General features: G+C 63.4%; 11 protein-coding genes and 2 rRNA genes (1 of these 13 running past the window's edge). 10 read left to right on the top strand and 3 right to left on the bottom strand.

Annotation, left to right across the window (positions count from 1 at the left end):
- The 4 genes from L2Y94_RS20040 to L2Y94_RS20025 form a co-directional block, all read left to right on the top strand.
- A 23S ribosomal RNA gene (locus L2Y94_RS20040) occupies positions 1-2,184 on the top strand (it extends 700 nt beyond the left edge of the window).
- A gap of 115 nt (positions 2,185-2,299) precedes the next feature.
- Positions 2,300-2,414 (top strand): 5S ribosomal RNA (gene rrf, locus L2Y94_RS20035).
- A 398-nt stretch (positions 2,415-2,812) separates the two neighbouring features.
- Positions 2,813-4,414: an ExeA family protein gene (locus tag L2Y94_RS20030; protein ID WP_247371532.1), complete on the top strand. Its 1,602-nt coding sequence runs from the start codon at positions 2,813-2,815 to the stop codon at positions 4,412-4,414.
- Between the two features lie 3 nt (positions 4,415-4,417).
- Positions 4,418-5,101: a rhomboid family intramembrane serine protease gene (locus tag L2Y94_RS20025; protein ID WP_247371530.1), complete on the top strand. Its 684-nt coding sequence runs from the start codon at positions 4,418-4,420 to the stop codon at positions 5,099-5,101.
- Here the strand turns inward: L2Y94_RS20025 and L2Y94_RS20020 are convergent.
- Positions 5,090-5,827, bottom strand: a complete 738-nt coding sequence (locus L2Y94_RS20020; RefSeq protein ID WP_247371527.1) for a glutamine amidotransferase — start codon at positions 5,825-5,827, stop codon at positions 5,090-5,092. The genes L2Y94_RS20025 and L2Y94_RS20020 overlap by 12 nt on opposite strands.
- Positions 5,824-7,638 (bottom strand): type IV pilus assembly ATPase TfpB, encoded by a 1,815-nt coding sequence (gene tfpB / locus L2Y94_RS20015; protein WP_247371525.1) that lies wholly within the window; start codon positions 7,636-7,638, stop codon positions 5,824-5,826. The genes L2Y94_RS20020 and tfpB overlap by 4 nt, the downstream gene beginning before the upstream one ends.
- Before the next feature lie 67 nt (positions 7,639-7,705).
- On the opposite strand from tfpB, the gene glyQ reads away from it, so the two are divergent.
- Positions 7,706-8,620, top strand: a complete 915-nt coding sequence (gene glyQ / locus L2Y94_RS20010; RefSeq protein ID WP_144916575.1) for a glycine--tRNA ligase subunit alpha — start codon at positions 7,706-7,708, stop codon at positions 8,618-8,620.
- Entirely contained in the window at positions 8,610-10,754 is a 2,145-nt protein-coding gene (gene glyS, locus L2Y94_RS20005) for a glycine--tRNA ligase subunit beta (protein ID WP_247371522.1), read from the top strand. The genes glyQ and glyS overlap by 11 nt, the downstream gene beginning before the upstream one ends.
- Positions 10,755-10,818: 64 nt before the next feature.
- Here glyS and L2Y94_RS20000 read toward each other — a convergent pair whose 3' ends face one another.
- Positions 10,819-11,421, bottom strand: a complete 603-nt coding sequence (locus tag L2Y94_RS20000; protein WP_247371520.1) for a helix-turn-helix domain-containing protein — start codon at positions 11,419-11,421, stop codon at positions 10,819-10,821.
- 516 nt (positions 11,422-11,937) lie between these two features.
- Here L2Y94_RS20000 and L2Y94_RS19995 point away from each other — a divergent pair.
- The 4 genes from L2Y94_RS19995 (at position 11,938) to L2Y94_RS19980 (ending at position 23,146) form a co-directional block, all read left to right on the top strand.
- Positions 11,938-14,946: a TonB-dependent receptor gene (locus L2Y94_RS19995; RefSeq protein ID WP_247371517.1), complete on the top strand. Its 3,009-nt coding sequence runs from the start codon at positions 11,938-11,940 to the stop codon at positions 14,944-14,946.
- Between the two features lie 521 nt (positions 14,947-15,467).
- Entirely contained in the window at positions 15,468-18,524 is a 3,057-nt protein-coding gene (locus L2Y94_RS19990) for a TonB-dependent receptor (RefSeq protein WP_247371515.1), read from the top strand.
- A gap of 448 nt (positions 18,525-18,972) precedes the next feature.
- Positions 18,973-22,005, top strand: coding sequence for a TonB-dependent receptor (locus L2Y94_RS19985; protein ID WP_247371513.1), 3,033 nt, complete (start codon positions 18,973-18,975; stop codon positions 22,003-22,005).
- 292 nt (positions 22,006-22,297) lie between these two features.
- Positions 22,298-23,146: a DUF1481 domain-containing protein gene (locus tag L2Y94_RS19980; protein ID WP_247371510.1), complete on the top strand. Its 849-nt coding sequence runs from the start codon at positions 22,298-22,300 to the stop codon at positions 23,144-23,146.
- Positions 23,147-23,151: the final 5 nt, after the last annotated feature.

The following is a 23,151-nucleotide window of genomic DNA, read 5'->3' as shown; positions in this document are numbered from 1 at the left end:
CGCACTGGAGGACCGAACCCACATCTGTTGCAATAGATGGGGATGAGTTGAGGATCGGAGTGAAAGGCTAAACAAACTCGGAGATAGCTGGTTCTCCTCGAAAGCTATTTAGGTAGCGCCTCGTGCGAACACTGTTGGGGGTAGAGCACTGTTATGGCTAGGGGGTCATTGAGACTTACCAAACCATGGCAAACTCCGAATACCAACACGTGCTACACGGGAGACACACGGCGGGTGCTAACGTCCGTCGTGAAAAGGGAAACAACCCAGACCCGCAGCTAAGGTCCCAAAGTCATAGCTAAGTGGAAAACGATGTGGAAAGGCATAGACAGCCAGGAGGTTGGCTTAGAAGCAGCCACCCTTTAAAGAAAGCGTAATAGCTCACTGGTCGAGTCGGTCTGCGCGGAAGATTTAACGGGGCTAAGCTATGCACCGAAGCTCGGGGTGTACACCTTTGAGGTGTACGCGGTAGAGGAGCGTTCCGTAGGCCTGTGAAGGTGAGTCGTAAGGCTTGCTGGAGGTATCGGAAGTGCGAATGCTGACATGAGTAACGATAAAGGGGGTGAAAAGCCCCCTCGCCGAAAGCCCAAGGTTTCCTCGCGCAACGTTCATCGGCGCAGGGTGAGTCGGCCCCTAAGGCGAGGCAGAAATGCGTAGTCGATGGGAAGCAGGTTAATATTCCTGCACTTTTCTACAGTGCGATGTGGGGACGGAGAAGGTTAGGTCTACCAGGCGTTGGTTGTCCTGGGGAAAGGCGGTAGGCATGATTCTTTGGCAAATCCGGGAATCTTTATGCCGAGCACCGAGACCAGTCCTATGAGGACGAAGTGACTGACACCACGCTTCCAGGAAAAGCCACTAAGCTTCAGCTGTAGAAAAACCGTACCGTAAACCGACACTGGTAGGCAGGGTGAGAATCCCAAGGCGCTTGAGAGAACTCGGGTGAAGGAACTAGGCAAAATGGCACCGTAACTTCGGGAGAAGGTGCGCCCCTTGGTGTGGTCACGTGCGTGACTGAGCATCGAGGGGTCGCAGTAACCTGGCCGCTGCGACTGTTTATCAAAAACACAGCACTCTGCAAACACGAAAGTGGACGTATAGGGTGTGACGCCTGCCCGGTGCTGGAAGGTTAATTGATGGGGTCAGCCGCAAGGCGAAGCTCTTGATCGAAGCCCCAGTAAACGGCGGCCGTAACTATAACGGTCCTAAGGTAGCGAAATTCCTTGTCGGGTAAGTTCCGACCTGCACGAATGGCGTAACGACAGCGGCGCTGTCTCCACCCGAGACTCAGTGAAATTGAAATCGCTGTGAAGATGCAGCGTTCCCGCGGCAAGACGGAAAGACCCCGTGAACCTTTACTATAGCTTTACACTGAACGTTGAGTTCTTCTGTGTAGGATAGGTGGGAGGCTATGAAACCGAGACGCTAGTTTCGGTGGAGCCATCCTTGAAATACCACCCTGAAGTGCTTGACGTTCTAACCTAGGTCCGTAATCCGGATCGGGGACCGTGTATGGTGGGTAGTTTGACTGGGGCGGTCTCCTCCCAAAGAGTAACGGAGGAGCACGAAGGTACGCTCAGCGCGGTCGGACATCGCGCACTGTGTGCAAAGGCATAAGCGTGCTTGACTGCGAGATCGACGGATCAAGCAGGTACGAAAGTAGGTCTTAGTGATCCGGTGGTTCTGTATGGAAGGGCCATCGCTCAACGGATAAAAGGTACTCCGGGGATAACAGGCTGATACCGCCCAAGAGTTCATATCGACGGCGGTGTTTGGCACCTCGATGTCGGCTCATCACATCCTGGGGCTGTAGCCGGTCCCAAGGGTATGGCTGTTCGCCATTTAAAGTGGTACGCGAGCTGGGTTCAGAACGTCGTGAGACAGTTCGGTCCCTATCTGTCGTGGGCGTTGGAGATTTGAGGGGGGCTGCTCCTAGTACGAGAGGACCGGAGTGGACGTTCCGCTGGTGTTCGGGTTGTCATGCCCATGGCATTGCCCGGTAGCTATGAACGGAAGCGATAACCGCTGAAAGCATCTAAGCGGGAAGCGCGCCCCAAGATGAGATCTCCCGAGAGCTCGACTCTCCTTAAGGCACCATCAAGACTAGGTGGTTGATAGGCGCGGTGTGGAAGTGCAGCAATGCATTGAGCTTACGCGTACTAATGAGCCGTGAGGCTTGACCATATAACCCCAAGACGCTTCACCGTCTTAACTCAAGTCTGCCGGTATCCAGCCCGGACGCTTGTCACTCGTTTACCCCTCTGTGGAGCCGGCGCACCTGCGCTGCTCCCACCCCTTCCCTGGCGGCTATAGCGGCGTGGTACCACCTGATCCCATCCCGAACTCAGAAGTGAAACGCGCATGCGCCGATGGTAGTGTGGCTCAAGCCATGCAAGAGTAGGTCACCGCCAGGGGCTTTATCCCAAAACCCGGTCTCGTCAGAGGCCGGGTTTTTCTTTGCCCGCTCCCATGCCCAACGGGCACGACCCGCAACAGGTCACCGCCAGGGGCTTTATCCCAAAACCCGGTCTCGTCAGAGGCCGGGTTTTTCTTTGCCCGCTCCCGTGCCCAACGGGCACGACCCGCAACAGGTCACCGCCAGGGGCTTTATCCCAAAACCCGGTCTCGTCAGAGGCCGGGTTTTTCTTTGCCCGCTCCCGTGCCCAACGGGCACGACCCGCCACAGGTCACCGCCAGGGGCTTTATCCCAAAACCCGGTCTCGTCAGAGGCCGGGTTTTTCTTTGCACTACCGTGCGATGATTCCTCATCGGTTCCCAATCCTTCCCGCGATCAATCGGTTACCCTAAGCCCATGTACTTAGAGACCTTTGGGCTGCGCGAACCGCCGTTCGGCGAAACACCGGATCTACGCTTCGCGTGCCTGTTCACGCGTGAGCGCGAGATTCTTGCGCATGTTGAATACGAACTGGGCTCGACGGATACAGGAGTGACGTTGATCACGGGGGAGGCAGGCATGGGCAAGAGCCTGCTCTGCATGTTGATCGAGACCGGTGCGGCGGATCATGGCGTCACCGCCACCCGCCATACCGCGGACGACTACGCCCAAGGCACGGTCGCCTGGCTTCGATCCATGTACGCCGGGTTCGGCCTCCCGTTGCCTTTGAGCGCCGAAGCCAATACCGAAGATCATCTCGTCGACGGGCTGGCTGCCGGATTGGGGCGATTGGCGCACCATGTCGACAAGCGCTTTGTGCTGATCCTCGATGATGCGGACGAGCTTTCCGATGGGAATCTGGACGATATCGATCGCCTGATGGCGGGATGCGAAAAGAACGGCACGTCGTTTCACCTCGTGCTGTCGGGAACGCCGAGTCTTCGCGACCGCCTTTCCGCCCGTGGCGGGCCGGCGCTCGCGGGACGCATTCGTAGTCGTTTGCCTCTGGTCGCGCTCAATGCCGAAGAGAGCGAGCGCTACGTCAGGCATCGCCTGCATGTCGCGGGCACCTCACGCATGCCGTTCAGCCGCCTTGGCCTTCGGAGTCTCAGGGATGACGGCAAGGGCAATCCACAACGGCTCAATGCGCTGGCCCATAGGGCACTGGAACGAGCGGCGGAGCGCGGCGAGCAGTCGATCGGCGAGCGCGCCCTGGGCTTTGTCGCCCGCGAGGTACTGCCGCAGCATGCCCGCTACTGGCTACGTCGCTACCGCAAGGCCGTGTTGCTGGTGGGCGGCTTGGCCATCCTCTTGTTCGTCGGCGGAATGGCCACCTGGTTCCTCTCCGGCCGCAGCCCTTCGCGGCCCAAGAACCTCGTTACCGCGACACCCGATCAGGCCTTGGCGAAATTCAAGGAAGCCTTGCCGGCTGGCGATGTCGGCAAACTGCGCGTTTGGGGCGAGTTGCTGGCACGCTGGCAGGTCACGTCGAAGGAAACGTCAGTGACCAACGCGATCCATTGCGACGCGACCATCTTCCCGGGGCTTGCGTGTGTCAGCGGGAGAGGCTCCCTGGACCAGCTCCGTCGTTTCGATCGTCCGATGGTGCTCGAACTCGACGAAGCCAACGGCAACCAGCAGGTTTTGATGGTGGGAGTGGGCGATGAAGCGGTCCGGCTCTACCTTGGCGGCAAGTACGTCGAACTCACCCGCGATGCGTTCTCGCACATATGGAACGGCCGGTTCTATGCCGTCTTCCGCATCGACCCGACCGTGCCGGGCAAGCTTTCGCGGGGCGACAGCGGCCAGGGTGTCAGCTGGCTGCTTTCCCGCTTGCCGCCGGGCGGCAACGCGGTTTCCGGCGCCGGTGCATCGTTCGATCGTGCCGTGGAATCGCGCGTGCGGGGCGTGCAGGAACGTTTCGGCATCGCCGCCGATGGCGTGGTCGGGCCGGAAACCATGTTCGCGTTGTCGTCAATGGAAACGGAAGGCCCGCACCTCGCACGCGGCGTACCCTGAGCCATGTTCGTTCACGTGGATACCCGCCGCCGTTCGCGGCTGTGCTGGGCGACGATGCTGGTGGTCGTCGCGTGCGTCGTCTCGTTCGTCGCGTTGGCCTTGAGTGGCCGCAGCGAGCGTATCTGGATCATGCTGCATTGGGGAACCGTACCCGCGCATCTCTTCGCCGCCGGTCTGCCGCTTTGGGAGCAGGTAAGCGACCCTGCGTTATTGCGTCTGCTCACCGCGATCTTCATTCACGGCGGTTGGCTGCATCTGTTGAGTAACCTTCTGTTCCTGGTGATCTTCAGCCTGCCCGCCGAGCGTAGCCTCGGTTCACCACGCTTCCTGCTCCTGTTCCTGCTTGGAGGCATCGTGGCCAATCTCATCGGTGCGATTTCGCTCACCGGCGCGCGTGTGGCCATCATCGGATGCAGCGGTGCGGTATCTGCCGTGGTCGGCGCCTACGTCACGTTGTTTCCGCGGGCGCGCCTGGGACTGGTGGTGCCGCTAGGCCTTTATCTCGAATTCGTGCGCGTGCCCGCATTCGTGCTCATAGGCATATGGGCCTTGGTGCAGTTGCTCTTCAGCTATGCCGGCGCGAGCTACGGTGCCGTGGTGTGGTGGACCCATATCGGCGGATTCCTGTTCGGCATCGTCTTCGCCCTGGTATCGCGCGGAGCGATCGAACGTCGCCTACGCGGGTGACGGCTCACGGGCCATGCCCAGATGCTCGCGCACGAAGCCGCGAAGCAGGCCCGTCGCCGCGGGCGTGGCGGTGACGGCGGCCAGCAGCGCTTCGGGTTCGTGGCCTTCGTCACGAAGCACGTCGTGCTTGCGGCGAATATAGGCGCGCATCACCTCGGCCGAGAATTCCGGGTGGAACTGCGTGCTCACCGCATGCTTGCCGTATCGGACCAGGTGATTCGGATCCCGGTCGGACCAGGCGATCGTCACCGCGCCGGGTGGCAACTCGAGCACGCTTTGCTCGTGCGTGGCATGTGCGTTGAAGGTGCCCGGCAGGACGGCCCCCAAGGGATCGCTCGCTGCGTGAGCATGCGTGGAGAGTTTCACGGTCCCCATTTCACGGCCGCCGGGTAAGTAATCCACGCGGCCGCCCAGGGCATGGGACATCAACTGGTGCCCGTAGCAGACGCCGAGCATCGGGAGATCGACATCCATGGCGTTGCGGATCCAGCCGGCGGTGCGCTCGCTCCAGGGCAGGCATTCGGTGACCATCGACGCGGATCCGGTGATGACGGCACCCGCGCATTCGGACGGGGGCGGCAACGCATCGCCGTGTTCGACGTCGACGACGCGGATACGGGGACTCTTCAGACGGAGGCCGAGCTGGAACCAACGGGGGAAATCACCATGGCGCGCGCTGATGACATCGGGCGCGCGGCCGGTGCGAACGATAAGGACGGGCTTCATGCGGGTAGTGCGTCGTCGATGTCGGAGGGCGGAAGCACGTTGAGTACCTCGCGCACCGTGGTGAGGCCGGCGGCGACCTGCGCCGCGGCGGAAATGCGCAGCGGCTTCATGCCTTCGCGCAAGGCGATGTCGGTGAGCCGGGCGAGGTCGAGCGACGCGGTGATGCCGCCGCGCACGCGCGCGGACAACGGCATCATCTCGTAGACGCCCGTTCGGCCCAGATAGCCCGTCTTGCGGCACTCCAGGCAACCGACCGGCTCATAGACACGTGCGGGTACCGGCAGTTCCCAGTCGCGCGTCAGCACCGACCAGGCGTCGGCATCCTGTTCGGCGGGACGCTTGCAATGCGGGCACAGCGTTCGGACAAGGCGCTGTGCCACGATGCCGGCGAGGGTGGACTGGATGAGGTAGTGCGGCACGCCCAGGTCGAGCAGGCGGGTGATGGCGCTGGGCGAGTCGTTGGTATGCAGCGTGGACAACACCATGTGACCCGTCAGCGACGCCTGCACCGCCATCTGCGCGGTCTCGAGGTCGCGGATCTCGCCGATCATGATGATGTCGGGATCCTGTCGCAGCAACGTGCGCACGCCCGCAGCGAAGTCGAGGTCGATCGACGGCTGCACCTGCATCTGGTTGAGTTCGGGCGATACCATCTCGATGGGGTCTTCGACCGTGCAGACGTTGAGTTCCGGGCGTGCCAGGTGCTTGAGCGTGGAATACAGCGTGGTGGTCTTACCCGAACCCGTGGGCCCGGTCACCAGCACGATGCCGTGCGGCCGCTCGACCATCGACCGCCATACGCGGGCTTCCTCGTCGGAAAACCCGAGCTGGGAGAAGTCCTTCATGACCAGGTCGGGGTCGAAGATACGCATCACCACCTTCTCGCCGAAGGCGGTCGGCATGGTCGAGATGCGCAACTCCACCTCGCGCCCACCGGCGGATCGGGTCTTGATGCGGCCATCCTGCGGGCGCCGTTTCTCGGCGACGTCCATGCGGGCGAGGATCTTCACGCGCGCCGTCACCGCGGTGGTGACCGGCGGCGGCAACTCGAACACCTTCTGCATCACGCCGTCGATGCGGAAGCGGATCTGTCCCGCGTCGCGTCGCGGTTCGAGGTGGATGTCGGACGCGCGCTGCTCGAAGGCGTACTGGAGGAGCCAGTCGACGATGTGCACCACGTGGCGGTCGTCGGCGCCGACTTCGCCGCCCTTGCCCAGTTCGACCAGCTGTTCGAAGTTGATGATCTTCGATGGCTCGTTACCCTTGGCGTCCTGCGCGAGCTGGATCGAGCGCTGCACGCCATAGAATTCGAGCAGGTAGCGGTTGATATCGATCGGGCTCGCCACCACCCGCCGCACGTCGCGACGAAGCATGTGGGCCAGGTCGTTCGCCCAGGCCATGTCGAACGGCTCGGCGGTGGCGAACACCACCTCGGACGGGGAGGCGCTTACGGGCAGGATGCGATGGCGTTGGGCATAGGCGCTGCTCACCACCTGCGTGACCTGGGCCACGTTGACCTTCATCGGGTCGATCTTGAGGTAGGGCAGGCCGGCCTTGCCGGCGAGCCATTCCACCAGGCCCTCCAGGCTCAGGGGGCGGCCCGGGTCGCGCAGGTTGTCCAGCCGGGCGTTGGCGATCAACACCAGGGGGTTCAACTCGATGGCCGTCTTGCCGCCGCGCGCACCCGCGCGGGCCCGCTTGGCATCCTCGCCGCTGACAACACCGTCGACGACGAGCGAGGCAAGCACCTCTTCGAGTTCCAGCCGCCCGCGGCGCCCCAACAGTGAGCCCGATTGCGGATTGACTGCCATGGCCGGGCGATCCCTCATGAAAGACGACGCCGCTATACTAGCCCGCTTTCTCAAGGACTCGGGAACCATGTCCGCGCCCACTTTCCAAGACGTGATCCAGACCCTGAACCGCTATTGGGCGGAGCAGGGCTGCGTGCTGGTCCAGCCCCTCGACACCGAGGTCGGCGCGGGTACGTTCCATCCCGCCACATTCCTGCGCTCGCTCGGGCCCGAACCCTGGGCCGCCGCCTACGTGCAGCCCTGCCGCCGGCCCACGGACGGCCGTTATGGCGACAATCCCAACCGTTTGCAGCACTACTACCAGTACCAGGTCGTGCTCAAGCCCAATCCCGACGATATCCTCGAGCGCTACATCGGCTCGCTCAAGGCGCTGGGCATCGATCCGCTCGTGCACGACCTGCGCTTCGTCGAAGACAACTGGGAATCGCCCACGCTCGGCGCCTGGGGCCTCGGCTGGGAAGTCTGGCTGAATGGCATGGAAGTCACCCAGTTCACCTATTTCCAGCAGGCCGGCGGCCTCGAATGCCGTCCGGTCACCGGTGAGATCACCTACGGCCTCGAGCGCCTGGTGATGTACCTGCAGAACGTCGACAGCATCTACGACATCGTGTGGACGCACGCGCCGCACGGCGTGGTGACCTACGGCGACGTGTTCCACCAGAACGAGGTCGAGCAGAGCACCTACAACTTCGAACACGCCAACGTGCCCGAGCTGTTCCACTGGTTCGACGTGTGCGAGGGCGAAGCCGGCAAGCTGATCGCCGCCGGCCTCCCGCTGCCGGCCTACGAGCAGGTCTGCAAGGCCAGCCATGCGTTCAACCTGCTCGACGCGCGCCGTGCCATCAGCGTCACCGAGCGCCAGCGCTACATCCTGCGCGTGCGCACGCTGGCCCGCAGCGTGGCCGAGGCCTACGTGGCCCAGCGCGAAAAACTCGGTTTCCCCGGCCTGAAGAACAGCAAGGAGGCCGTCCATGGCCGATAAGCGCCTGCCGCTCGTCATCGAGCTCGGTACCGAAGAACTGCCACCCAAGGCGCTCGACGATCTCGCCGCCGCGTTCGCGCGGGGCATCGCGGAAGGCCTGGAGAAACGTGGCGTGGCCGGCGATTACGCCGCGGCCCGGACCTACGCGTCGCCGCGACGCCTGGCCGTGCATATCCCGGGCGTGGCCGTGGCCCAGCCCGAACAGAACGTCGAGCGCAGGGGTCCTGCCGTCGCCGCCAGTCTCGGTGCCGATGGCGAGCCCAGCAAGGCGCTCGTCGGCTTCGCGCAATCGTGTGGCGTCGAGGTCTCCGCCCTGGAGAAGCTCGAGACCGACAAGGGGGCATGGTTCGTGTTCCGCGCGGTGAAGCCGGGTCAGCCGACCGCGTCGCTGCTCGCCGAGATCGTCGGCGAGTCGCTGAAAGCGCTGCCGATTCCCAAGGCCATGCGCTGGGGCGACCGCGACGACACCTTCGTGCGCCCGGTGCACACCTTGCTGATGCTGCACGGTGCCGAGATCGTCGAAGGCGAGGTGCTGGGCGTGAAGAGCGGCCGGCTCAGCCAGGGCCACCGTTTCCACCACCCGCAACCCGTGCACGTGGCCGATGCCGACAGCTGGCTCGATGCCCTGCGCCAGGCGAAGGTCATGGCCGATCCGGCGGAGCGTCGCGAGCGCGTGCGCGCCGAGGTGGCGCGTGTCGCCACCGGTGGCGTGCCTCGCCTGTCCGACGGCCTGCTCGACGAGATCGCCAACCTCACCGAATGGCCGGTCGGCATCGCCTGTACCTTCGAGCGTGAATTTCTCGAGGTTCCCCCCGAAGCGCTGGTCACCACCATGGAAACGAACCAGAAGTTCGTTCCCGTGTTCGACGAGAACGGCCGCCTGACCGAGCATTTCATCGGCGTGGCCAATATCGAGAGCCGCGATCCGGCGGAAATCCGCAAGGGCTACGAGCGCGTCATTCGCCCGCGTTTCGCCGACGCCAAGTTCTTCTGGGACGAGGACCTCAAGGCGCCGCTGGCCGACTACCAGGATGGGCTGAAGAGCGTCACCTACCAGCAGTCGCTGGGCAGCCTCTGGGACAAGACCGTCAGGGTGGCCGAATTGGCGCGCATCATCGCCAATCGCGTGGGGATCGACGCCGGCAAGGCCACCCATGCGGCGGCGCTGGCCAAGTGCGATCTGCTCACCCGCATGGTCGGTGAGTTTCCCGAGTTGCAGGGCGTGATGGGGCGCTACTACGCCACCCGCCAGGGTATCGACGCCGACGTGGCCGATGCCCTCGACAGCTTCTACCAGCCGCGTTTCGGCGGCGATGCCATCGCCTCGGGGAAGGTGGGGCAGGTACTCGCCGTCGCCGAGCGTCTCGATACGCTGGCAGGCATTTTCGCCGTGGGGCTCAAGCCCAGCGGCAACAAGGATCCCTTCGCCCTGCGTCGCGCGGCGTTGGGCCTGGCCCGTACCCTCATCGAGGGCAACCTGGCCATCGACCTGCGCGCCACCTTCACCGAGGCCTTCGAGCTGGTGCCCGAAGCCGCGTTCGTGGCGGGCGTGAAGCCGGGCAAGGACGGCAAGCCGCCGGCGGTCGACATCGGCGCCCGCCGACGCGAACTGGGCGACGAGGTGCACGCCTTCGTACTGGAGCGCCTGCGCGGCTATTACACCGAGCAGGGCTTCAGCGTCGATCAGTTCGAATCGGTGCTGGCGGTGGCGCCGGCCACGTTGCCCGATTTCGATCGGCGCCTGCGTGCGGTGGGTGAGTTCGCCCGTCGCAGCGAGGCGGCGAGCCTTGCCGCCGCCAACAAGCGCGTCGCCAACATCCTGCGCAAGCAGGCCGAGGATGCCGGCGCGCCGGCGATCCCGTCCACCGTCGATGTCGCGCATTTCGAGCTGGATGCCGAGCGAGAACTCCACGCGGCGTTGGGCGCGGCCCGGGTCGATGCCGAAGGTCTGTTGGGAGAGGGCGATTACACCGGCGCACTGGCGCGTCTGGCGGCGCTCCAGGCGCCCGTCGACCGCTTCTTCGACGATGTGCTGGTCAATGCCGAAAATCCGGCCGTGCGCGCCAACCGGCTCGCCTTGTTGGCGCAGCTCAAGGCGACGTTCGGCGCCATCGCCGACATCTCGCGTCTCTGATACGCACCCGGGCGAAGGCCCCGCGCCAGGCGGGGCTTTCGCGGCCCGGCATACCCAGCCCCGCTCAGGCGGCCGCGGCGCCTTGGTCGTCGTGGATGCGGTTCATCAGCGTGTGACGAAACGCGATCATGCGATCGGCGTAGTCGGATTCGCCCGAACGCCCCAGAATCGAATACATCTCCGCCACCAGATCGGCATGGCGTACCGGCGAGAAACGGCTTCCCGTCATCTCGATATCCGATTGCAGCAGCTTCATCGCCGCCGCGAGGCGTGACGCGTCCAGCGGACTGGCCACGGTGGAGTGCTGGCTTTCGCGGCTCCGCGTGGACTCGGAAGTCTCCGTGCGTGCCACGGCGCCTTCGCCACTGCCGTCGAGCATCATCGGCCCTTCACCGGCGGCGAGCCAGACCAGCGACAGGCCCAGCGTCTTTGCCATGGTGACGCAGCGACCGCGGGACGGGTCGGTGTTGCCGTCGCGCCAGCTTCGCACCACGCCTTCGGAAAAGCCGCAGCGGCGTGCGATCTCGCTCACGCTACCGGACATCTTGATGACTTGGCGGACCCGGCTGGCGAAGGAGGACGGTGGGACGATGGCGGCCCCACGGCTGATCTCCGACCCGTTTCCGGCGATGTCCGCCAGGATGGAACCCCTTGAATTGTCGTTCATGCGCTTTGGAACCTCGGTAGGTATGACGAGCCGCCCCCCGGCGTTTCGCGCACAAACGCACGAAGGCCCACTTAGGTGTACAGCGACCTTCCTTTCGAACACCTTGCGCTTGAGAAGTTTCTTGAATCGATGGACGAACGGAAGGCCGTAAAAACCAGGGTGTTTTTCATTGGAGCCTAGGAATTTTTCCTAACCCAAGGAATGATCATGTGCCATTGGTCACGCTTTTCCCACGCCTAAGTGCTTGATCGGGATGCGGTTGAAGTGTGATTTTCAAGTTAAGATCCGCCGTAAATTATTGTCGCGTACCGCATTTTTGCCCATTGTGGCCCCGTAAATAACTGCGATATACGTGCGCCGCACCCGGCGAAATCCCTCGCCGTCGGCGCCATAGGGGGGCGGGCACCACCATAACGAATGGACCGGGATTCCTATCCGGCCGGACCTGCCAACGAAGATTCGCAAGAACTTACGACTCGCATCGAGGGGATGCGATTTTGTCTTGGGGAGACACGAATGAAATCCATGTACAACGGCGGCCACGTCCGCCGCACCGCGCTCGCCGTGGCGCTGGGCCTCAGCCTGGCCGGCGGAACGGCGCACGCGCAGTCCAATGCATCCGGTGTGATCTTCGGCCATGCGGACAACGCCGCAGGGGCCACCATCCGCATCGAGAACGTGGACACCGGCCTGGCCCGTGAGCTGCCGCTGCCTGCCGATGGCCGCTATCGCGCCACGTCGTTGCCGGTCGGCCATTACAAGGTCAGCCTGGTCCGTAACGGCGCCGCCACCGACACGCGCGATGTGCAGGTGAACATCGGCACCGGTACCGACGTGTCCTTCGTCGCCGCCGCGTCGACGGGCGCGGCCACCAGCCTGGAGGGCATCAGCGTCAGCGGCACCGCGCTGCCGGCGATCGACGTCTCGTCGGTCGATTCGCGTACGGTACTCACCGCGGAACAACTGCAGCGTATCCCCGTCGCCTCGAACGTCAACGCCGCGGCGCTGCTGGCTCCGGGCGTGGTGACCGGCGATTCCCGCTACGGCGGCGTGATCTCCTTCGGCGGCGCGTCGGCCGCCGAGAATCAGTACTACATCAACGGTTTCGCGGTCACGAATCCGCTCACCGGCCTGGGCTTCGCCACGCTTCCGTTCGATGCGATCGACCAGCAGCAGATCCTCACCGGCGGTTACGGCGCCGAATACGGCCGCTCGACCGGTGGCGTGGTCAACCTCACCACCAAGCGTGGCGGCAACACCTGGAAGGCCGGTGCGCAGGTGCAGTGGAGCCCGCGCGCGCTCAAGGCCGATCCGCGCAACATCTATTACCCGCAGACGTCGGGCAACGTGACCGACGGCACGATCTTCCAGTACCGCGCGCGCAACAAGACGGACGAACTGCTCTACGGCCTGTACTTCAGCGGTCCGCTGATCAAGGACAAGCTCTTCGTCTATGCCGCCGCCGACGTGGTGCGCAACGACAACTCGGCCGGCGTCACCAACGTGCTGACGCAGACGGCGTTCGACGGTCCGCTGAAGGCCAACCACTGGATCGGCAAGATCGACTGGAACATCACCGACAGCCACATCCTCGAACTGACCGGCATCGGCGATTCCAACCTCAACGACACCACGATCTACTCGTACGACTACGCCACGCGTTCGCGCACCGGCGTGCTCGGCACCGAGCACCAGAAGAACATCGGCGTCGCCAACTCCACGCCGGGCGGCAAGATGTACATCGGCAAGTACACCGGCTACATCACCGATTCGCTCACGATCGACGCTCTCTACGGCCGCAGCGTGACCGATCACGTCGACGACGTCGCGGGTGCGGCCGGCGTCACCTGCCCGAACATCATCGACAACCGCAACGTGCCGGCGGCCCTCAAGCGCGTGAGCTGCGCGCCGGTGCAGGGCAACCTGATCGTCCCGGGCGCGAAGGACAAGGTGCGCAACTGGCGCTTCGACATCCAGTACTCGCTGGGTGACCATGACCTGCGCGCGGGTATCGACAACCAGACGGCCGAGTCCTTCGGCGGCCTCGCGGTGCAGGGTGGCGCGCTGTGGACGTACAGCAATCCGCCGGCCAGCGGCCAGATCGCCGGTTTCCCCGAGCTGGCCATTCCGCCCGGCGCCACCGAAATCGCCCGGCGTCAGATCTTCCGCGCCGCGGGTAACGTGAAGGTGGAGCAGGAAGCCCAGTTCATCGAAGACCACTGGCAGATCTCGCAGAACTGGCTGGCCTACCTCGGCCTGCGCAACGAACAGTTCAAGAACTTCAACACCGACGGCGTGGTGTTCGTGAAGCAGCGCCACCAGCTGGCGCCGCGACTGGGCGTCACCTGGGACGTGTTCGGCGATTCCACCCTGAAGATCTACGCGAACGCCGGCCGTTACCACCTCGCGATTCCGTCCAACGTGGCCATCCGCGGCGCTGGTCCGCAGCTGTTCGAGCGCCAGTACTTCACCTACGGCGGCGTCGATCCGATCACCAACACGCCGATCAACCCGACGCCCATCTCCGACATCCACTTCGCCAACGGCGCCGACGGCAGCGCGCCCGACCCGAAGACACTGTCGGCGAAGAACCTCAGCGCCTATTACCAGGACGAATACATCCTCGGCTTCGACAAGCAGCTGGGCACCGACTGGACCGTGGGCGCGAAGGCCACCTACCGCAAGCTGCGCAGCATCATCGACGACATGTGCGACACCCGTCCGATCGAGGCATGGGCCGAGCGTAACAACATCACGATCAGTCCCGACGCGTCGATTCCCGGTTGTCTGCTGTTCAACCCGGGCAAGGGCAACACGTTCACCATCGACCTCAACAACGACGGCACGTACGAGAACGTGGCGCTGTCCAAGGCCGACCTCGGCTTCCCGGACCTCAAGCGCAAGTACCTGGCGGTGAACCTCTACGTCGAGCACCAGTTCAACCAGGAGTTCTTCGGCCGCGCCGAGTACGTCTGGTCGCACAGCTTCGGTAACTCCGAGGGTCTGTTGAAGTCCGACATCGGCCAGCTCGATCCGTCGGTCACGCAGGACTGGGACTTCCCCGAGCTGATGATCGGCTCGAACGGCCCGCTACCCAGCGACCGCCGTCACCAGCTGAAGGCCTACGGGTTCTGGCAGGTCAATCCCGAATGGCTCTTCGGCGCGAACCTCACGGCGGTGTCGGGCCGTCCGAAGAACTGCCTCGGCATCCGCCCGCCGGATATCTATAACTACGGCTCGTCGTACTTCTACTGCGACGGCCAGGAGGCTCCGCGTGGATCGCGTGGCCGCCTGCCGTGGACATACCAGCTGTCGCTGAGCGCGGAATACCGGCCGTCGTACTTCAACCACGACCTGGCGCTCAAAGTGGACGTCTTCAACGTCTTCGACCAGCAGAAGGTGCAGAACATCGACGAGACCTACCAGACAGCCGACGGCCCGCTCAGCCCGACCTACGGCCGTCCGCTGAGCTACTCCACGCCGCGCAGCATCCGCCTGACCGCCCGGTACGACTTCTCGATGTAAGCCTTCGCAACCGAAACCGACAATAAAAAGAGCCGCTGGGCGCGGGACGCGCCCTGACGGTGACGAGCAGAGTGACTCCCCGGATCGCCTCCGTGCACCCAGCACGGGGGCTTTTTTTGTCTGCGCAAAGACACCACGGGCGGGATTCGTCTAGGAATGTTTCCTAAGCCTGATTCCATAAGTGCCGGAAGTCATGGCTCCGTGCCGGTCGCAACTCTTTGCGGACGTTCGGATTTTTACTTCGATGTCCAAGGCTTTTTTTGCCGTCGCAAGTATGCCGTGTCAACGATCGGTGAAATTGCGTCTTGCCGTAATTACATGCGTTACGTATATGTTACTTCCGCGTCGCCCGGGAGGAGCGGCGCGCTTGGGGGCGGCGGACCGGATACAGCGGATTCGCCGCGATTGATGATGTTTTCGACACCGAAATGCTTTCACCTGGCGCAGGCCGGGGCGGGGTCGATTTGCCGCCATTTCGCAAAAAAACACGCGCGAGCGGTTTTCAGGGGAGATCCACTTTGATGAATTCGCGTACTTACCCGGCCTCGATGCTGGGCCGTCGTACCGTGCTGGCCCTCGCCATCGGGTTGGCCTCCGTTTCGGGCTCGGCCCTGGCGCAGTCCAACACGTCCGGCTCGATTTTCGGCACCGTCGAAGGGCAGCCAGGCTCCACGGTCACCGTCAGCAACCCGCAGATCGGCTTCAGCCGCACCATCACGGTGGAAAGCGACGGCCGCTATCGCGTCACGCAGCTGCCGCCCGGCAACTACACCGTTACGCTGCAGCGCGACGGCGCCACGGTCAGCACGCGCGACAACGTGTCGGTGACCATCTCCAACGGTTCGGACGTGTCGTTCGGTGGCGCTTCGAAGGCCAGTGACGCGAGCACGCTCGAAGGCGTCTCCGTCACGGCGACGGCCCTGCCTTCGATCGACGTGTCGTCGGTCGATACGCGCACGGTGCTCACCGCGGAGCAGCTGAACAAGCTTCCGATCGCGCGTGACGTGCTCGCCGCCGCCCAGCTGGCGCCGGGCGTCATCGCCAACTCGAGCTATACCGTCGCCAACTCCGGTGGCGTGCCGAGCTTCGGCGGTTCGGCGGCTTCGGAGAACGCTTACTTCATCAACGGCTACGCCGTCACCAATCCGCTCACGGCCATCGGCACCACGCAGCTGCCGTTCGACGCGATCGACCAGCAGCAGGTGCTCACCGGCGGCTACGGCGCCGAGTTCGGCCGCTCCACCGGCGGCGTGATCAACGTGGTGACCAAGCGCGGCACCAACGACTTCCACTTCGGCGTCTACACGATCTGGGAGCCGAAGTTCGCGCGCGCCGAAGCCCGCAACAGCTACTATCCGGACACGGGTTTCTACCCGAACTCCACCGACGGCACGATCTACCAGTACAACCGCAAGAACACCTATTTCCGCAGCACCTATGGCGCCTATGCCAGCGGCGCGCTGATCAAGGACAAGCTGTTCTTCTACGTCGACGCGGAAATGACCAAGCGCGAAGGCCAGGCGGTCGCCTCGAACATCACTTCCACCTCGGTCGCCCGCACGGGCTGGAACGAATACCAGTACAAGATCCCTCGCTGGACGGCGAAGGTCGACTGGAACATCACGGACAACCACCACCTCGAGTTGACGGGCGTGTCGGACAAGTCCGAGTACACCTCCAAGACCTACGGCTTCAACTACGCCGACGACACCCACGGCAGCACCCAGAACAGCGGCGTGTACACCAAGGATGGCGGCGACCTCTACATCGGCAAGTACACCGGCTACATCACCGACGACTTCACCGTGTCGGCGCTGTACGGCAAGCAGAAGCAGGACCACCTGCAGCTGCCCTACAACTACAACAACGCGTGCCCATTCATCTCCGCTTCCCAGCAGGTGCGCGTGCCGGGCTTCAACTACGCGGGCTGCCAGGCGTACGCCAGCAGCGTGCGCGTGCCGGGCGCCCAGGACAAGACCCACGGCTGGCGCGTCGACCTCGAGTACCGCATCGGCGACCACGACGTGAAGTTCGGTGCGGACCGGCAGATCGCCGAGTCGTACACCGGCACGTCGCTGCCGGGCGGCTACGGTTGGTACTACGGTAAGGTGGCCACGGGTGCCACGGCGGTGGACGCCCCGCACGGCGTGGGTGCCCCGGGTCCCGCGGGTGGCTTCGGAACCGACGGCTACTACGTCTATCGCGGCTACACGACCACGGCGGCCCGCGTTCGCACGGAGCAGGAATCGCAGTACGTGGAAGACCGCTGGCAGCTCACCGACCGCGTGCTGCTGTCGCTGGGCCTGCGCAACGAGCAGTTCAGCAACTTCAACGGCGACGGTGAGAAGTACGCCGCTCAGCGCCACCAGCTGGCACCTCGCCTGGGCTTCGCGTACGACGTCTTCGGCGACTCCACGCTGAAGGTCTACGCCAACGCCGGCCGTTACCACCTGGCGATGCCCAACAACGTGGCCGTGCGCGCGGCGTCCGGTTCGCTCGGCACCAACGAGTACTTCACCTACACCGGTGTCGTCGACGGCATCCCGCAGGGGCTGGCGCCGATCGCGGTCAACCAGGCACTCGGTTATTCCTGCGGCGGCAACGTCGTGTCCACCAACCTCGAGTGCGGCACCGCGCCGGATCCGCGCACCGTCGCGGCGAAGGGCCTGAAGTCGCACTTCCAGGACGAGTACATCGCGGGTATCGACCACGCCTTCCTGCCGACCTGGAACTGGGGCGCGAAGATCACGTGGCGCAAGCTGCGCAGCGCCATCGACGATACCTGCACCCCGGTGCTGGGCGGCCGTTGCTTCCTGTTCAATCCGGGCCAGGCCAACACCTTCAACATCGAAGAGGACGATGGCACGTTCAGCACGGTGACCTACACCCGTGACCAGTTGAACCTGGGCAAGCTCAAGCGCAAGTACTACGCGCTCGACCTCTACCTGGAGCATCCGTTCGCCGAGAAGTGGTACGGCCGCATCGACTACACGTTCTCGCGCAGCTACGGCAACACCGAAGGCCAGCTGGCCTCCGACCTGGATACGGGCGCCGGCGGTCAGGCCGACGTGTCGGTCACCCAGGACTGGGACCTGCCGCAGCTCATGCAGGGCGCCAACGGCCGCCTGCCGAACGACCATACGCACCAGATCAAGGCGTTCGGCTACTACCAGCTCAACGACGACTGGCGTTTCGGTGCCAACGCCCAGGTCATCTCGGGCCGCCCGCGTAACTGCACGAGCTTCTACCCGACCCAGGACAAGGGTCTGTACAAGGGCTCGTTCTATTACTTCTGCGGCCTGCCGGGCACGGCGGGATACGAGCGCTCCAACCGCGGCACGCACGGCTCGGCCCCGTGGCTGTACCTGGTCAACCTCAACGTCGCCTACACGCCTACCTGGCTGGACAAGAACCTCACCTTCCAGTTCGACGTGCTCAACGTGCTCAACAAGCAGACGCCGACGGCCTACAACTCCCGTTACGCGTCCGAACGCGATGTGGTCAGCCAGACCTACAACCGTGAGCTGAACTACACCGATCCGCGCTCCATGCGCTTCACCGTCCGCTACGACTTCTAAGCGGCACGCCGGGGAGGAGGGACCCTCCCCGGATATTTTTACCCGGCAAAAAATGAGCCAGGACGGCAGCCGCACTAACGTCTCCCCGAATTGCCACCGGCCCACCGGTGGCCTTTTCCGGCCGATAAGCAGCCCGCTCTCCCGCCAGATCCTTATTTCCGGGCCAATGCCTTGTAAATAATTTGTTGACACGGCCGCCCGCCTGCCCCTATGTTCGGCATCGGCGAATCCTGTCGGATTGGTTTCACAAACCGTGAAGTCGATCGCGTACAGCAAGAGTCGACGGACTTGTCGGGAGCAGGTCTCATGGGGACGGCGCCACTCTGGGAGGAGTTGGCGGCGAGGAATCACCCCGGAAACGTGCACCGCCAAGGCCTTTATTTTTCCGGCCTGTGCCGGGTTGCTCGTTTTTCAGGCCCGGTTCGGGCCGATCTGGGGAGATTTGCACATGAGTTCTCGCAGCATTCTGCAGGCATCGGCCCTGCGTCGTTCCGCGTTGGCGGTTGCCCTGGCGGTTGGCCTCGGCGGCACCGGCGCCGTTCTCGCTCAGTCCACCTCCGGCACGATCTTCGGCCAGGCCACGCCGGGTCAGACCGTCACCGTGACCAGCACCTCGGGCGTGACCCGTACGGTCACCGTCGACCAGTCCGGTCGTTATACGGTCAGCAACCTGCCGGTGGGTACCTACAACGTATCGCTGATGGCCGACGGTGCAACCGTCTCCACTCGTGAAAACGTCGGCATCCGCGTGGGTTCCGGTACGGAGGTTTCGTTCGCGAATGCCGCCGCCACGGCCGGCAATGCGCAGGACCTCAGCGGCGTGACGGTTTCCGCCAACGCCCTGCCGTCCATCGACGTCACGGGCGTGGATTCGCGTACCGTCATCACGTCCCAGCAGCTGCAGAGGCTTCCCCTCGCTCGTAGCGCAGATGCGATCGCACAGCTGGCTCCGGGCGTCGTGGCCGGTAGCTCGGACTTCACCAGCCAGGCGACGGGCAAGCCCCTTTCGTCCTTCGGTGGTGCCGGCGTGTCGGAAAATGCCTACTACATCAACGGCATGAACGTCACCGACCCGCTGAATGGCCTTGGCGGCATCGAGCTGCCCTACGGCTCGATCGAACAGCAGGAAGTGCTGACCGGCGGCTACGGCGCCGCTTACGGTCGCTCCGACGGTGGCGTCATCAACCAGATCGGCAAGCGCGGTACCAACGAATGGCACTTTGGTGCGCAGGTGCTCTACACGCCGGAATGGGCTCGCGCCACGCCGCGTAGCACTTACTACGGCGAAGCTTTCCCCGGCGGCAGCCTCAATGGCACGCTTTACCAGAACCGCAGCGCCAACAAGGGCTGGGAAGCCGTCGAGAGCGCATACGTCGGTGGTCCGCTCATCAAGGACAAGCTGTTCATGTTCGCGTCGGTCGAAGGTGACCGTACGGAAGACAAGTACACCAGCGTGAGCTCCAGCGCCGCCCAGCAGACCAAGCGGACCTTCAAGGATCCGAAGTGGTATGCCAAGCTCGACTGGAACATCACCGACAACCACATCCTCGAACTGACCGGTGCTTCCACCAAGCACGAGTACAGCGGCCAGAACTACGCGTACGACTACGATAACTTCCAGCGCGGGGATTACCTCGGTGCGGACGTGGCGACGAAGACGTCCGCGCGCATGTGGATCGCCAAGTACACCGGTTACATCACCGACGACTTCACCATTTCGGCACAGTACGGCAAGCAGAAGACCGATATCTGGCAGGATCCGATCAACGACTATGCGGACCTGATCCCGATCCTGAGCTCGACCAAGCAGAACCCTGCCCTCAATGGCGGCACGCCGATCACCAATGCCAACAAGGTTCTTCACATTACGGATCCGTCGCACCAGACGCGTGGTGCCAACTACCGTATCGACTTGACCTACAAGCTCGGTGATCACACCATCACGGCGGGTATCGACAACCAGCGCACGCAGGACATCAACGACAGCTCGCTGATGGCGCCGAATGCCGGTTACGCCTGGCAGTACGGCATTCAGACGAACCCGGCGAGCGAGATCGCCGATGGTGAAGTCGACGCACCGATCAACTATCCGGGCGGCGAAAACGGCTACTTCGTCGACAAGTACGTCCAGTCGACGAGCGCTTCGACGCGCGTGGAACAGCGTGCCCAGTACATCGAAGATTCGTGGCAGGTGAACGATCGGTGGCTGGTGAAGCTCGGCCTGCGCAACGATCAGTTCACCAACTACAACCCGGATGGCCAGGCCTATATCCGCCAGACGCGTCCCCAGTGGGCGCCCCGCCTCGGCTTCAGCTGGGACGTGTTCGGTGACTCGTCGCTCAAGGTCTACGGCAATGCCGGCCGTTACTACCTCGCACTTCCGACCAGCGTCGCGCTGCGCGGTGCCGCGGGCTCGCTTTACACCCAGACGTTCTACACCTACACCGGTATCGATGCCAACGGCTATCCCACCGGTCTGACGCCGATCAACACCAGCAATGGTCCGGGCACGCCCTATTCGGCTAACCGCGAGTTCGGCCAGGCTCCGGATCCGAACACGGTCACGGCGAAGAACCTCAAGGCTCAGTCGCAGAACGAGTACATCCTGGGCTTCGACAAGGCGTTGAACGACAAGTACAACGTCGGTATGAAGGCGACGTTCCGCAGGCTGAACCGTGCTATCGACGACGTCTGCGACACGGATGTCTTCGAAGAGCAGGCTACCCTGCAGGGTGCCGACCTGTCGGGACTGCGCGGTTGCTACTTCTTCAACCCGGGCTCGGCCGCGACCTTCCAGTTGCCGAACGCCGCTGGCGGCTACCAGCAGGTCGAAATCACCAATGCCGACTTCGGCTTCCCGCACGTAAAGCGCAAGTACTACGCGCTCGATACGTACATCGAGCATCCGTTCGACGGTACTTGGTGGGGCAAGATCACCTACACCTTCTCGAAGAGCTACGGTAACTCGGAAGGTCAGGTGAAGTCCGACATTGGCCAGCAGGACATCGCGGCGACTCAGGACTGGGATTTCCCGAGCATCATGGAATACGGTTCCGGCCGCCTGCCGAACGACCATCGTCACCAGGTCAAGGCGTATGGTTCCTGGCAGATCAACCCCGAGTGGAACCTGTCGGGTATCCTGACTGTGGCTTCCGGTGCGCCGACGTCATGCGAAGGACTGTATGGTCCGAACCAGACCGTGCCGGCGTATAACGGCAATTACTACCACTGGTGCAATGGCGTGCCGGCACCGTACGGTACGGCAGGCGATACGCCGTGGACGCGCATCGTGTCGCTGAACGCTGAGTACCGTCCGTCCTTCGCCGACCACAAGCTCGCGTTCAACGTGAACGTGTACAACATCTTCAATGAGCAGCGGCCGACGCGTCTGGATCCGGACTACTCGAACGGCAATTACCGTACGCCTTCGTCGTGGGAAACCCCGCGCTACGTCCGCTTCGGCATCACCTACGACTTCTGATCCACCGGAACGTCGTAAAGCAAAGGCGCCGCCCCTTGGGGCGGCGCTTTTTTTTCCATAACCCTCTGATTTGCGTTAGAAATTACGGATTCTGGTGTAAAATCGGCAAACATTACCAAAAGCTTTCCAAGTGTGTCGTGATGCGCCGTTTGCGGCATTCTCCACACTTGACTTTTCCGGCGGCACATTTGCCGGTATGCTCCGACGTTCCCCCTGTGAGTTATGGCGCGCCATGCGCGTGCGTATCTTGCGTGACCCGCTCTTTTTTCGATCCGTTACGAGGTTCAGACCCATGCGCAGGCTTTTCTTGTCGCTCGCATCCGTGGCCACGCTGGCCCTTGCCGGTTGCGGCGGTTCTTCCGATAACGGCCAGCAGGCCGCCAACGGTGGTACGCCCGAGGCTTCCGCCCCGGCCAACAACGTCACGGGTACCGTGACCCTGCGCGATGCGGGCAAGCAGCTTTCTCCCGATGCCAAGCTCGAACTCAAGCTGGTCGATGTCTCCGCGGAGGGCTCGCAGCCCCTCGCCGTCAAGACCATCGCACCGGTGACGCTGCCGCAGCCCTTCCAGCTCGATTTCAATGCGTCGGACCTCAACCCGAACGACATGTACATCGTCGACGTGTCGCTCCAGGACGGCGAGCGTCACTATTCGTCGCCGCTGAAGACGCCGGTACTCACCAAGGGCGCGAAGAACGTCGCCAACATCCAGCTGGTGGGTGAAGCCACTCCGGGCGAGAAGGAGCTCGCGGGCTTCAACAGCTTGAAGAAGAACATCGGTGGTCTGAAGGTCACCCAGGGTACCGCGCTGAAGGAAGGCGAATCGCGCGGCTGGCAGATCTTCAAGAAGGGCAATGACGTCCAGTTCGTCATTGAACTGGTCGACTACGGCGACAAGGGGTTCACCTCGACCAACTACGCTTACAAGAACGGCAAGCCGTGGGTCATCGTGCAGGAGAAGAAGCCGAGCAAGGATGGCAAGCCGACGTCCACCGAGCGCGCGGGCTGGAACGATGCGGGTGAGTTGGTGCTGAAGGAGAAGGAAGCCGGCGGCAAGGTCGACGTGCTCGGCGACGACGAGGCTAACAGCCTGAAGAGCCAGGCCGAAGCGATGCTTTCGAAGGCCGGCGGTAAGAAGTAAGCCTG

Origin of the sequence: Luteibacter aegosomatis, assembly GCF_023078455.1 — a bacterium.
Classification (GTDB): domain Bacteria; phylum Pseudomonadota; class Gammaproteobacteria; order Xanthomonadales; family Rhodanobacteraceae; genus Luteibacter; species Luteibacter aegosomatis.
Note: the sequence above shows the minus strand (reverse complement) of the source record. Positions and strands in the feature narration are given on the sequence as shown.